Annotated in this window: 13 protein-coding genes; 8 read left to right on the plus strand and 5 right to left on the minus strand. The window is 50.0% G+C overall.

Annotated features, from left to right (window positions below; all coding sequences use genetic code 11):
• The first annotated feature begins 83 nt into the window (after nucleotides 1–83).
• The gene (locus KHS78_RS17880) at nucleotides 84–428 is read left to right on the plus strand and encodes a hypothetical protein (protein WP_211829988.1); all 345 of its coding nucleotides are present in this window, start codon (nucleotides 84–86) and stop codon (nucleotides 426–428) included.
• Nucleotides 429–731: 303 nt separating this feature from the next.
• Here the strand turns inward: KHS78_RS17880 and KHS78_RS17885 are convergent, their stop codons facing one another.
• The 4 genes from KHS78_RS17885 to KHS78_RS17900 all read right to left on the minus strand — a co-directional run bounded on the left by KHS78_RS17885 (nucleotide 732) and on the right by KHS78_RS17900 (nucleotide 4,696).
• Complete coding sequence (locus KHS78_RS17885; RefSeq protein ID WP_211829990.1) at nucleotides 732–947, minus strand: cold-shock protein; 216 nt, start codon at nucleotides 945–947, stop codon at nucleotides 732–734.
• A gap of 250 nt (nucleotides 948–1,197) precedes the next feature.
• On the minus strand, nucleotides 1,198–2,235 hold the full coding sequence (gene selD / locus KHS78_RS17890; RefSeq protein ID WP_211829992.1) for a selenide, water dikinase SelD: 1,038 nt from the start codon (nucleotides 2,233–2,235) through the stop codon (nucleotides 1,198–1,200).
• Nucleotides 2,236–2,356: 121 nt separating this feature from the next.
• Entirely contained in the window at nucleotides 2,357–3,187 is an 831-nt protein-coding gene (ppk2, locus tag KHS78_RS17895) for a polyphosphate kinase 2 (RefSeq protein ID WP_211829994.1), read from the minus strand.
• Between the two features lie 93 nt (nucleotides 3,188–3,280).
• Nucleotides 3,281–4,696: an aminotransferase-like domain-containing protein gene (locus KHS78_RS17900; protein WP_211829995.1), complete on the minus strand. Its 1,416-nt coding sequence runs from the start codon at nucleotides 4,694–4,696 to the stop codon at nucleotides 3,281–3,283.
• A gap of 131 nt (nucleotides 4,697–4,827) precedes the next feature.
• Between KHS78_RS17900 and KHS78_RS17905 the strand changes: the two genes are divergently transcribed.
• Genes KHS78_RS17905 through KHS78_RS17915 form a run of 3 tightly spaced genes read left to right on the plus strand, consistent with a single transcriptional unit; the run spans nucleotide 4,828 to nucleotide 7,014 of the window.
• Nucleotides 4,828–5,556: an alanyl-tRNA editing protein gene (locus KHS78_RS17905; protein WP_211829997.1), complete on the plus strand. Its 729-nt coding sequence runs from the start codon at nucleotides 4,828–4,830 to the stop codon at nucleotides 5,554–5,556.
• The gene (locus KHS78_RS17910) at nucleotides 5,553–6,353 is read left to right on the plus strand and encodes a PhzF family phenazine biosynthesis protein (protein ID WP_211829999.1); all 801 of its coding nucleotides are present in this window, start codon (nucleotides 5,553–5,555) and stop codon (nucleotides 6,351–6,353) included. The genes KHS78_RS17905 and KHS78_RS17910 overlap by 4 nt, the downstream gene beginning before the upstream one ends.
• A gap of 43 nt (nucleotides 6,354–6,396) precedes the next feature.
• Nucleotides 6,397–7,014: a LysE family translocator gene (locus tag KHS78_RS17915; RefSeq protein ID WP_211830001.1), complete on the plus strand. Its 618-nt coding sequence runs from the start codon at nucleotides 6,397–6,399 to the stop codon at nucleotides 7,012–7,014.
• 25 nt (nucleotides 7,015–7,039) lie between these two features.
• Here KHS78_RS17915 and cml read toward each other — a convergent pair whose 3' ends face one another.
• On the minus strand, nucleotides 7,040–8,224 hold the full coding sequence (gene cml / locus KHS78_RS17920; protein WP_425513977.1) for a CmlA/FloR family chloramphenicol efflux MFS transporter: 1,185 nt from the start codon (nucleotides 8,222–8,224) through the stop codon (nucleotides 7,040–7,042).
• A gap of 340 nt (nucleotides 8,225–8,564) precedes the next feature.
• Between cml and KHS78_RS17925 the strand changes: the two genes are divergently transcribed.
• The 4 genes from KHS78_RS17925 to KHS78_RS17940 all read left to right on the plus strand — a co-directional run bounded on the left by KHS78_RS17925 (nucleotide 8,565) and on the right by KHS78_RS17940 (nucleotide 13,677).
• A complete protein-coding gene (locus tag KHS78_RS17925) occupies nucleotides 8,565–9,095 on the plus strand; it encodes a DUF3605 domain-containing protein (protein WP_211830003.1) in 531 nt (176 codons plus the stop codon).
• A gap of 123 nt (nucleotides 9,096–9,218) precedes the next feature.
• Entirely contained in the window at nucleotides 9,219–10,172 is a 954-nt protein-coding gene (locus tag KHS78_RS17930; RefSeq protein WP_211830004.1) for a hypothetical protein, read from the plus strand.
• Nucleotides 10,082–13,009: a hypothetical protein gene (locus KHS78_RS17935; RefSeq protein WP_211830005.1), complete on the plus strand. Its 2,928-nt coding sequence runs from the start codon at nucleotides 10,082–10,084 to the stop codon at nucleotides 13,007–13,009. The genes KHS78_RS17930 and KHS78_RS17935 overlap by 91 nt, the downstream gene beginning before the upstream one ends.
• 23 nt (nucleotides 13,010–13,032) lie before the next feature.
• Nucleotides 13,033–13,677: a hypothetical protein gene (locus KHS78_RS17940; protein WP_211830006.1), complete on the plus strand. Its 645-nt coding sequence runs from the start codon at nucleotides 13,033–13,035 to the stop codon at nucleotides 13,675–13,677.
• The last annotated feature ends 2 nt before the right edge of the window (nucleotides 13,678–13,679 follow it).

Below are 13,679 nucleotides of genomic sequence, written 5' to 3' on the forward strand. Positions count from 1 at the left end.
ATAGCTAAAAGTCAGGATTATTTTCTTTTAAAAAATCAATTGTCATAAGCTTTTCATGGAAATCCGGTAAAAAAAGATATGTAATGAAACTGGCATTGCATGAAGCATGCGCTATAACAATAAGAGCGATAACAATGGAGCCAGCAGGATGTTCTGGCAACCAGGCCAATAAAGAGGGAATGGCTATGGCACGGAGAAAGCCTCAAAAAGCGAATGTCGTGGATGGTGTTGATTTTTCTTATCTGGGAAGCAAAGAGGAATCAGCGGAAGAAAGAACGGTGGAATCACGCCGTCGTCTTCGTGATATGCTCACCAATCAAATAGAAGAATTTCTCAGTAAAGGCGGGACGATAGAAACCGTTCCTTCCAATATCACCGCCAACCCACCCAAGAAACCTGAATCCAACTACGGTAATCGTCCCATTTGATCCAAGCGATTAAAGGGAAAGCGTGTCATAGTGTTCAGGCGGTGTAAAAAAAGAATGGCGTGAGAAATTCACTGCATAAAAAAAGAGGCTCGAAAATCGAGCCTCTTTTTTTATGCAGTTTCACAGAGGTCACGGGCAGTATCTCACGATACTCTGAATCTCAGCATGCCAGATCAATGAAGCTGCCAGTAAGACTGAATCTCCGGCTCTACCGCTCATTTACTCTTCCACACTTCTGTCCCGACTGTGATGGTCAGGACAGATACCTGTCAGGTCAGTGACCGCTGCAGCTCCGGAGGGTTATCAGGAGAGAATGGTAACGTTCTCAGCCTGAGGACCTTTCTGTCCCTGGGTGATTTCGAAAGAAACCTGCTGACCTTCATAGAGGTTACGGCGACCAGTGCCATTGATAGCACGGTAATGTACGAATACGTCCTTTTCGCCTTCACGCTCAATAAAGCCAAAGCCCTTCTCTTCGCTAAACCACTTAACGACGCCTTCGACTAACTGACCTGACATATAACTCTCACCTTTCTACGTGTACCAGCCTGAGGCTGATTTCTTCAAGTTTACCGAAGCCACCACGGCTTCCGGTTTCACTATATAGCATTTTGCCCGGTGACATACACCTGAATGCTATCACTCCGGGTCCCCTGCCCCAGTTGGGTAGTGTATCGGCAATCTACACCAAGGAACAGAGGATTTACAGGGCAACCCGCCCCCCTCTTGACAGACATCATTTTTGACGTCCGTACCAAATACCGGGTCATCAGGTTACCACTACGAGTCTATCACCATCCTGCGGTTTCAGCTCACCAATGCGCGCCAGAACGAGCCCATGGTCCGTGGCAACCGTCAGGAAGTCGCGCTCTGACACCGGATTAACAGCAACCAGTAAACCGCCACTGGTCTGCGGATCACAGAGCAGATCCCGTTGCCGTTCAGTCAATGACGATGCCTTATCGCCATAGCTGGCAAAGTTTCGCCCGGTACCACCGGGCACCGCACCCTGCGTACGATACTCATCAACATGAGGCAAGACGGGAAGCTGTTGCTCTTCCACCACAGCCTGCAACCCACTGCCTTCACACATCTCTAGTAAATGGCCCAGCAGACCAAAGCCCGTGACATCAGTCATGGCCGAGACGCCCTGTAACCGGGCAAAGGCTTCGCCGGGCTTGTTAAGCGTACACATCGCATCACGTGCAATGGTTTGATGTTCTGGTTTCAGCAGTTTCTTTTTCTCTGCGGTCGTCAGAATGCCAATACCCAGAGGTTTGGTCAGATACAGGGAGTCCCCGGCCTGTGCCGTGTTGTTCTGCTTGAGATGCTCAAGGCTGACCCGGCCGGTGACCGCAAGACCAAAAATAGGCTCCGGCGCATCAATACTGTGGCCACCAGCCAGAGGAATGCCAGCATCCAGACACGCCTGACGTCCACCATCCACCACTTTTCGAGCAATATCCGGCGCCAGAACATTCACCGGCCAGCCGAGAATGGCAATGGCCATCACCGGCGTGCCGCCCATGGCGTAGATATCGCTAATAGCATTGGTAGCCGCGATGCGGCCAAAATCAAAAGGGTCATCCACAATGGGCATAAAGAAATCTGTGGTACTGATAACCCCTTCGCCATTACCCATGTCATACACGGCCGCATCGTCCCGGGCGCTGTTGCCTACCAACAGATTGGGAAAATCCGGTAACCCAATACCGCTTTCCAGAATCACATTGAGTACCGCAGGGGAAATCTTGCAGCCACAACCGGCACCATGGCTGTACTCAGTGAGTTTGATATCAGAAGTCATGAGAGGTACGCGTCAGTCGGGTGAGGGAATAATCATTATTATGCGTTCAGGGCTGCCGTCAAACCCGTTGCAACAATGGCAGCCGTTACCCAAGGCTCATTCCTTGAGCCTGGTAAGCGCGTTAGCTGTTACTCAATTCCGGACCACCCACAATCTCCGGTTCCGGCGCGATGACCACATCCCGGTTCTTGTTGGGGTAATCCAGCGAATGCAGGAGGTGCCGCATGGCATTGATCCGCGCACGCTTCTTGTCATCGGACTTGATTACCGCCCAGGGCGCATCAGCCGTATCCGTGTAGTGGAACATCTGTTCCTTGGCGCGGGTGTAGTCGTCCCACTTATCCAGGGAGGCAAGATCAATCGGGCTCAGTTTCCACTGTTTCAGTGGATCATGCCGACGTTTCTGGAAGCGTCTAAGTTGTTCTTCCTGGCTGACTGAAAACCAGAGCTTGAAGAGATGGATCTTGCTGTGAACCAGCATCCGCTCCAGGTCTGCCACCTGTCGGAAAAACTCCATATGTTCTTTGCGGGAACAGAACTTCATGACCACTTCGACCCCCGCCCGGTTGTACCAGGAACGGTCAAACAGCACGATTTCACCCCGTGATGGCAAATGCTTGATATAACGCTGAAAATACCACTGCCCCTGCTCTTCCTCGTTGGGTTTTTCCAGCGCCACCACCCTGGCGCCCCGCGGATTAAGGTGCTCCATCATTCGCTTGATGGTGCCGCCCTTACCGGCCGCATCACGCCCCTCGAACAGGATCACGACCTTCTGCCCGGTCTCCTTGACCCAGCTCTGAACCTTCAGCAATTCAACCTGTAATTCCTTCTTCTGCCGTTCATACTCACGGCGCGTCATCTTGTTTTCCACGGTGGACTGGAGGGGTTCCGCAGTTTCAAGAATGTGACGAATATCGTCAGGCTGGCCTGATTGTTTTCTTTCTGTCATTACCGCTCCGGGTGGATTGTTCTTCGCTTCTTTATTGTTGTCCATCACGTCTAGGATAACGCAATTACTACGTACAAATACTGACCTCAATCATTAGAACACTATGGGTTTCTGGATCGGCTCCAGCGCCAACGTATCCCGGATAATCTCCAGTGCTTCCTGAAGCTGCCGTCGCTCTGCCAGACTGCTGATGCAGAAGCGAATTCCCTGAGGCGCCGGCGAGCTACCGGCGGCAAACATCTCAGCACCCAGTACCCGAACACCCTGTTGCTCCAACTGAGAGACAAACGTGTTGGCGCGCCAGGGTTCCGGCAACCTGAGCCAGCAGTGAAAGCTAAAAGACTGGGACTGCAAATCATGACAGTTCAACGTATCTGCAACCATCGCCTGCCTGGCAGCGATTTCATCCCGCTGCCAGGTCATCAGTTCCCACGCCTTGCCGGAATCCAGCCAGGACATCACCACTTCCGCCATCAGCGGTGTCGCACTCCAGCAATCCCCGCGCAACACCTGTCCAATTCGTTCCACAAGGTCTGGCGGACAAACCGCAAACCCCATATGTAATCCGCCCCCCAGGGATTTGGAGAAGCTGCCACTGTAGATCACCTGTTCCGGCGCCATCGACACCATGGCAGTGCTGCGATTTTCTGGCATACTGAATTTCACATCATCCTCCAGCACCAATACATTGAACTCGGCAGCAATCGCGAGAATGTCCCGACGTCGCGCTTCCGGCATGATGATGGAGGTAGGGTTATGCAGCGCCGGCATCAGATAGAGCAACCGGGGTTGATGTTGTCGGCAACACTCCACCAGCGCATCAGGCATCATGCCATGAGCATCCATCGGCACACCGACATGACGCAGCTGCTGCTGTCGTACACTGTAAATAAAACCGGGATACGTCAGATAATCAGACAGGACCGTGTCCCCGGGACGCGTCATGGCTCGCAGCACAAGACTATTGGCATGTTGCCCGCCATTGGTCATCAGGATGCAGGCAGGGTCAGCAGAAATCCCAAACCGTTCCAGCCAACGGGCAACCATATCCCTGTGTCGCCGTAATCCCTGCTCAGGATGGTATTGCAGTAACGAGGCGAGCCTGGCGCTATTGTCACTCAACCGGTCCAGGGTATCGGCCAGCATTTTTTCCCGACAAGCCGGTACTGACAGGCTCAGGCTTAAATCCAGCAGCGTCGTGTCGGTTTCTGCCGGAATACTGAAATCCGGCCGGTTCCACCGCTTGCCGCGAACAAACGTACCGCTGCCAACCCGAGCTACCACCAGACGACGACGTTCAGCTTCTGCGTAACCCCGGGTAACGGTTCCTACGGTCACATTTAGCTGTTCTGCCAAGGATCGATGGGTAGGCAGCCGCGCTTCAGCCACCAGCTGACCGTTGCCCACCGCTTCCTCAATGGCATCGGCCAATGCTTTATAGCGAGGTCCCGAAAAGCGAGCCAGTTCGGGGATCCAGTCCTGCTCTGATTCTAAATTCTTATTCTGCATATCCAGGCATTGTCATGGTGACAATTAATTTATTGATCTTATTTCACGCCATTCTAAGATCACAACAGAGCAATGAAAACGACAAAACACACAAATTGTAGGGATACAATGGCAACCAGAGAGTCAAGCCGATGAACCATTCTGCGCCGGTCTTCTATCAGGATCCCTATCAGAAAGTGCTGACAACAACAGTCTCCAGTATTCAGGATCAGAACGTGGTGCTGGCAGAAACCATTTTCTATCCCAACGGCGGGGGACAACCTGGCGACACCGGCCATATCAATGCCAGTAACGGCAACCAGTTCACGATCACCAATACACGAAAAGATCACGAATCAGGAACGATAGTGCACGAGATCAGCGAGGCACCCCTTGATCTGCAACCCGGTGACACTGTGACGGTCACACTGGACTGGTCACGCCGTTACGCCCATATGCGCATGCATACCTGCATGCACCTGCTCTGCTCCCTGATTCCCTGCGGGGTGACCGGCGGCGCCCTGACCGCCGACAAGGGCAGGCTGGATTTTGACATGGGCGATTTCGACGCGAACAAAGAACTACTGACACAACAGCTCAATGCCCTCATCGGGCAGGCAGAGCCCATCTCCATTGAATGCCTGGAAGCATCTGTACTGGATACCAACCCCGAGCTCGTGCGAACGATGTCCGTTCAGCCGCCCAGGGGAGCGGGCAAAATCCGGATGGTAAGGACTGGTACTACCGATTATCAGCCCTGTGGCGGTACCCATGTAGCGAATACCCGTGAAATCGGTCTCGTCAGAATCAGCAAAATTGAGAATAAAGGGCAACGCAATAAACGGGTCGTGATTGTCTTCAGCAACGGGGAAAAACAATGAAAACGTTACCCTATTACCAGATTGATGCCTTTACTGACCGCCTGTTCGGTGGCAACCCAGCGGCAGTGATGCCACTGCAAAGCTGGCTGCCTGATGCCTGCATGCAACAGCTGTCCAAGGAAAACAACCTGTCAGAAACCGCTTTTTTTGTCAGGCATAACGACCGCTACCATATTCGCTGGTTTACACCCGGCACAGAAGTACAGCTCTGTGGCCACGCAACCCTCGCGGCCAGCTATGTCATTCGGCATGAATTAGGCGACAGTACCCATCAACAGGTCTTTGACAGCCTGAGCGGTGAACTCAAGGTCCGGTTTCATGGTGAGCTCATTGAACTCAACTTTCCCATGAATCACCGATCCCCCATCCGGTTGCCTGATACCATTACCAAACAACTGCCCTTTACGCCACTGGCAGCCTTTACGTCCCATGATGACCTGCTCATCCTGGCGCCGGATGAAGCAACGGTGGCGGAGCTGAGTATTGATTTCACCAAGCTCCCCCATGGCACGATCAAACGGGGCGTGATTATCACCGCAGCATCAGAGCGGGAATCCGTTGATTTCGTATCCCGTTGGTTTGGTGGCCCTGAGGTCGATATTCAGGAAGATCCCGTCACCGGCTCGGCACACACACTGCTGACCCCCTTCTGGGCTGAAAAGCTGGACAAACCACTGCTTCGTGCTGAACAGATCTCGGCACGTCGAGGCAAGCTGGAATGCGAACTGCAGGGTGATCGGGTCTACATTCGGGGAGGTGCCGTCAAATACCTGGAAGGCACCATCCAGATTCCCTAACCAACGCCACATCAACAACAAGAAAAAACAGAGTAAAAACAAAATGTTCGACTGGCATAGTTTTTATATACCACTCATGACGTTTGCTTTTGCCTCCAGCATCACGCCGGGTCCAAATAACATTATGTTGACCGCCAGTGGTGCGAATTATGGATTCTTCCGAACACTGCCCCATATTGCCGGGGTAGCCAGCGGTTTTTTCATCCTGCTGCTGGCCGTTGCTTTCGGGCTAGGCAATGCCTTCCAAACATGGCCGGTGTTACAGACCATCCTGAAATACATCGGATCTGCCTACCTGATTTTTCTGGCCTGGAAAATTGCCAATGCCAGCCGCCCTGAACAGCGTGATGGGCCAGCCAAACCATTCACGCTGTGGCAGGCCGCACTGTTCCAGGTCGTCAATGTCAAAGCCTGGATCATGGCGATTGGCAGCATGTCAGCATTCACACTGGCCGGTACGGATTATGCCGTTTCAGCCCTTGTCATTGCCGGTATCTTCAGCCTGATCAACCTGCCCTGTATTTCTCTCTGGACCGGATTTGGTGTGGCCATTGGGCGTTTTCTGCAACATGACCGGGCACTGCGTACGTTTAACGTCTGCATGGCAGCCCTGACAGCAGGATCCGTCATTCTGCTTTATCTTCCGGAAAGCAGCCTGTAAGGGGCTGCTTTCTATAAAGACTGAATTAAGGACGAACCCACACCGTACCGGCCAGAACAACCACGGCGCCACCGCCACAAAAAACAATCAACGGCCAGAGCGTATCACCAGGCAACACGGTGACAACAACGGTACCTACGATACAAACCAACAATGCTTCAATGCAGTAATACAGGGCCACTGCCGTACCAGCGATGGACTGAAATTCAGCGAGTGCGCCATTGGCAGATACCGCACAGGTACAGCTGATACCAACGGCCACAACCCACATCGGAATCAACAGGGAGGCCGTGCCTGAAAACGAGAAAGTATGGGCCACCAACATCAACAAGGCGCCGATACCTATCGCGACCATCCCCAGCCGTAACGTGCCGGGAATGCCATATCGACTGACAATTCGCCCCGCAAAACGACTCATCACAATCATGACCAGCGCAACCGTTGAAAACAGCAGACTGAAGGCCAGGGGGGAATAACCGAGTTTGCCGATCAGTATTCGGGGTGCTGTAGAGAAATAAACAAAAAAAGACCCCATCGCTACGGCAAATGCCACGGTATACAACCAGAATTCTCTGGATCGTATCACCTGCAGAAAAGCCGTTTTCAGATCAATACCAGAGACAACGGTTCGAGTCTCAGGCCACGCGATTACGGCCTGAAGGCCAGCCAGGATCGCAATCACGGCCAATCCCCAAAACACCGCATGCCAACCCGCCCAATCAATCAGCAGTGCGCCTATTACAGGCCCCAGTGCCGGTACGAATGCCAGCATTCCCCCCAGCAATGCATAGACAGTGGCAGCTTCACGACGTTGTCCGTATACATCCCGAACCGTAGCAAACGTTGCTACCAGGGAAGCAGCCCCTCCAGCCCCCTGACACAATCGCCAGACTATAAAGGCTTCAATGGTCGACACCTGAACCAGGGCAACAGAACTCACAATAAACAGCAGAATACCAGCCAACAACACGGGCCGACGGCCCAACCGGTCAGACAAGGGACCAAACACCAGCTGCCCGCAACCCAGCATCAGCATATAAAGTGACAGGGTCAGCTGTACTGCACCGGGTGAGGTCGTAAACACCGATGTCATCTCAGGTACCGCTGGCAAATAGACATCCATTCCCAGTGACGCCAACAGGTCAAAGGGCACCATCAGCAACAATGTGCGCGATAGCGAAAGATTCCAGGCATTATTCAAGGACACAATAGATTTCCGTCAGAAGCGAAATAACGTTTCTGCGGCATGCAGGAAGGATAATCCGTTACGCCACAGCATCATGGACTCGGGATGCTGTGGCTTAAGTGCGTGTTCTGACCATCGGCCTCATAACAGTCTTCTCTCTGTTGAATGGCCTAAAGGCTATGGCGTTCCCCCTGAAACCTCAATAACGACTAACCACATTGTCAATGCTGCTGACGAGTATTCCCACGATACCTGCAGTCTATAGTTATTCCATAGGCAAGCCGTGCGGTAAGGGCTTATAAATATGAGAAAACCATCCAAATTATTCACGTGGCTATTCTTTTTAGTTTTAAGTCCACTCCGGGTGTTCGCTTCTCCGGCGTCTTGGGAAAAAATCCTGTCAGCCGAACCCCTTGAGCGTCATCCCTCCGTCAATCAGGCCTACGAAAAACACCGAGCAGCCTATCTTTCCAAGAAGAAAACGGCGGAAACCGTGATCTTCGAAGATGTCTTCGGTCTGGATGAGCAGCAGGCCCGACAATGCAGTGAATACGGCTGCGAACTGGGGTATCGCCTGACTATAAACCGATTCCCTTACTGGCTCGAAGATGGCATTGCCCATCTGTTGTTGTTCTCATCCCAATCCGTCTGGGATGAAGCCGTACTGAAGCAGAAGTCTGAGGAGCTGCTCCGTCAACATTTGCCTGACAGTGCCCAATACCGCGGCATTGAGTGGAGCATTCGGATCAATCCCCCCTGGAAAAGAACCGTCAAAGGGCTGGGACATGCCCATATCTTTATTCGTGATACTGAGGGGACGGCCAACCTTACCCAATGGGTTGGTCAGCTAAAACAGCAACGTAGATCATCCATTGATAAGCCCGTATCTGACTAACTCCAGACGTATTTAATCTCATCCAATGAACTCCATTGCGATTCAGTTGTCACATTACGTTGTGATGTATTGCATCTTCCAGGTGCCTTACCAACAGATAAAAACTGATAACGCAAACACAATATGAAACCGATTACGACATCCCCCTCAACCTCCCCTTCTTCAGATACAACAGTTATAAGCGCTGCTGACTTAGTTGTTGATTTAGCGTCTTCATATGGATTCGGCTCGTCGCGAAAAATCAGTATTCCGCCGCCGCCCCCGATCCTGACTCAGCAAGAATTGTTACATGAACTGAAAATACTCGGCGTTCAGCCCAGACAGGGCGCCCTGTTTAGTTCGTCCGAAAATAGTTCTTCCGCATCAAGTAGCGATGAAGATCGTTCTATTTTAAAAAAGAAAGTGCTCCAAGTTGAAGTGAGTGACCAGGACATGCCTCCCCTGGAGTCACTTTCTATTGAGGAAACATCATCTGAACTCACTATCCCATCCATCAATTTACCGATTAGCCAAATAAAACGCCTATGGCATTCAGATCCTGCAGTCAGTACCACAAAAAGTGATGGTCCTAGATTCGATATAAAACTCCGCTCTACTGTAAAATCATGGTCTTCATGCCATGAAGTTTTTTCCTGGAATCAGTTTCAAGAAAAACCAATGGATATAAGTAACATTGCAACAAGTCAAGAGATACCTTCACCAACCCTGATATCTACAGAAGAAGCTCAAATTTTGGAAGACACCCCTGATTCCAGCTTTTTCGGAGAGTCTCTGCTGACACACCCCGAGAATCCAGAAGAATTGATGGCTAAATCTCAGCCTGAAGGTACCCAGATACAGCCGTCTACGTCTGATTTTCCTCCAGGCTCCGGGGCAAGACCTAAAACAACACCTGCAGCACCTAAAAAAAAGAAAACGAAGAAAAAAAAGCAGCTGAAAAAACGGCTGGCTCGGATTCTGCAAAAGATACAGCCATTACACTACCTATGCATCCAGCCAGCTCATCCGCGCAGGATGAGCCTGAAAGGGGGGAGGCGACAACAAGACAGCCAGAGAAAAAGCAATCCATCCCGATAAAAGGTCTGACACAACAAGTTCTGCAAGCAGGCAGTAATGAATTGCAGGTTTTCCAAAAGGAAGTCAAACAACTTTATCAACAAATATCCAGCCAGAACTGGAACCAGATGAATAAAATACAGCGTAACCTGAATAGGTTTCTTCCAGTATTTGAGCGCTTAAGCCAGGATTACGAACAATTCGCTCGCAGCTATCCTGCCAGTAGTACTGATAAGCACCCATTTGGAAAGACAGAAAGTCCCAGTATCACTCTCAGTATCCTTTTCACCTACGAACAACGTAGTGAAGCAGCCTTGATGCTGGGCGGTATTGCACAACATATAATGGAGAACACTGAACAGTTTCTCCTGCAACATAAGCAAAACAGCGAACACCTTGTTCATCTACTGAAACCCATACTGAAAACGGTATGCCTCTGGCTTAAGTGCATCATAGAAAGCAGAGTCAATGACCGGCAGGCGATTGACGACCGACAGGGAGAAGGCATGCCTGTCGGTGAAACGATTGCCTCGATCAACCTTGGTCAGCGCTTTTCACTGCAAGCACCGTTTAACGAACCGAGATGCAGTGAGACCATAATGAATCACGTGTTTTATCGGGCACTATCATGGTTAGCCAGCGGTGAAATTTTTTATCTAAGACATCAGGCGGCTGAACAACAACCAAAACCTGAGTACCTGACGACTTACCAACAGCTTTTAATAGAATTACTGCAGCAGTATCGGGATCACCGTCCATTTAGACACTATGAACCACAGCCTGATGCTGAAAATTTCATTGAAACCCACCTGAATTATGCGGAACAACTGATTTTTTACTTTCATGCACAGCGTTGGGATCTCGTTCAAATGACACTTCAGCGATTAGCCTCTATGCTGCCGCCCAGCGATGCTAACCAGCCTCAGGAAGGCTCTCAACCCCGTGCACAGATACGACGCAAAAAAACACGAAAAAAATCCGACATGGAAAAACTGATTGATAGAGTCAGCCAAGTTATTGACCCTAATAAATGGCATCAAGAATGCGTGAACCGTCGCCTGTTCGCACTATATGATTATTTATCCATGAGTCTTAGTGCGGGACACCAGAGTTTTAATTATTTTTATCAACAACATGTTTCTGCTTCGACACCACAACAATACTCCCTGAATATTGAAACACTACGCTCCTTGCTAACCCAGTTTCAACAATGGGCGGAACGTATGATTACCTATAATCTTGTGACAACATCAGAACAAACGGTAGAGCCCTTATATTTACATGCGAAAGAGCAATTGGAAGAAAACACACGGCAACTCGAGCAACTCCATCAAAACAATTTAAAATTTCTTGCCGAATATTTTCAGGAAAAAGTAGTCCCTCCCAAAAAGAAAACGAAAGACAGAAAAACAAGAGAAACAAATCAGAGAGATGGCGCAGGCTCCCCTATAGAGGAAGACTCACCTGGTGCCACTAAAGTAGCAGCCACCCCCGTCATGGTACAGACAGACAGTGAAACCACCGACGACATTGCAGTCGTTGAACACATCGAACGAGAAGAAGCGTCCTCCGATGAGGAAACCGGATGGCTACAAGTCAAAACCAGTAGAAGGCGGATCCCTGCAGAAACTGCGATGAACAATTTATCGGAGGCATTGCGCTGCCAGAACACAAATAACGCTATAGCCTCACTTAGATCAACAAACCTAAATGAAGCGCACCAACAATTGCAAACCCCTTCTCCAGAGCTGGAGACACTCCCCGTCGATGTTCTGACGCCCCTGATATCCGGTTACTTACAAGTCAGGGAGATGTCCCGCCACATCAACCACTGTGAGTCATTGATCCCTGATATCAGGCCCTTCATCATATCGCTGCTTGATGAAGACACATTGGCATCACGGGAAATCACAAACCAGTTTATTAATACCATAAAACAATTTAATACCGCCGATGTATCAGCACGACGAGCTCTTGGCAATATATCTGACCATATCAATACCCTGCTTGATCTGCAGACGGAAAGTGAAACATCCAGCAACATTACGGCAATGGCCGCCCTTGAAGTGCTTATTACGTCCACTCAATCACTGAAAGAAAGATTGAGCAGACTCCGTGAAGGTACGATTAATGCCTGGAAGAAGCGATATGAACTGCTGTTACGGCATTACCCTCAAAAACTCAAGGCGAAAAAGGCAAAAGACACTGATAAGCCATTGAAAACAATGATAACCAATAACGCAGCATTCCAGAAATGCAGTAGTGACTTTGAAAAACACCAAAATACCCATCAACGAAGGCAGGAAATCATATTACAGACAGAACAACCCAGTGATTCATCCAGACCATCGCAGGCGCAAGTAGCCGTACCCATGGATATTACCAACAGACTTAAAGTATTGAACCTGTCTCTGGAAGAAGTCCCTTCGATTACAGTACTCAGTCATCGTCTTAGTTTTATAGGCGAGAATATACCTGATGATGACTTATCATGCAGAGTTATACTTACCTATATTGCATTCTATCTGGATATTGAAATATCGGCTTATTATCTCTCTTCAAATGTGGCTCATGAACTGGAAAGGCAACCAGACAGACCACAACCTGAGCAACGTCCACCTCTGACCAACGTCTTCACTCTTCCTCTTGCTCATACCGTTAGTGAACGCACCAAAGCCTTACGTAACTATTTCCACCAGAAAATACCAGGTATCCTAGCCCACCTTAACTCTGGCGAATCCCCTATGCCCGTCGTCCTGACCGGTAGTATGGCGTTCCAACATCACATACTCTCTCATTGTGGAACTCAACCTTACACCTACTCTATGAGCAAGCTGAACACTTACCGGCCGGTATAACCAGTGGTCATATGCAGGCATCCATGACACCACGGGATACCGATCTCATCGTTCTCAATCACAGCCAATTTAATAACATTGTGGAGCGGCTCAAAGTATTACTGGAATACGCACGTTTTGAGCCAAGTAGCTCGGTCATCGCCAGGGGACGTGAGGGAGCAACTTACCTTGATACAGTTCGCACAACAGACCGCCTTACTGTAGCGGGTACCGGAAAATTTCCCGATAACATTCATTATGTTGTCGACGTAACAATGGGCTTCTACCCGGATCAACCTTCATCGGATCACTATACGACCATAACCTATGGAAACGGCCATATTCATATATGTCGCATGGATGACATTATTTTGGACGAACTGGACAGCATAAAAATAAAGTTTGCTGGTGAGGAAAGAATCCAGAAAGCCATCACCCGCTTATTTATGATCGCTTTTCTGGAGTGCCAGCAACCAAAACTGGATTCCGTATCAAGAATGGCGCTGCTATATGCGTTGGACTCACTTCCCGGAGAAGACCCCATCATCACAGCACTGGCAGAACAGCTGCGGCAAAGACCTTTTTATATCATTTGCCATGAAGGGCGTTTTCAGGGCGCACGAAAAGCAGAACCCAACAGACCTGCCTCTTCCTCTCCGACACAAGGCCAAGTCAAACCAAACCACTGATA

The organism is Kistimonas asteriae (assembly GCF_018263925.1).
GTDB classification, from domain to species: Bacteria; Pseudomonadota; Gammaproteobacteria; order Pseudomonadales; family Endozoicomonadaceae; genus Kistimonas; species Kistimonas asteriae.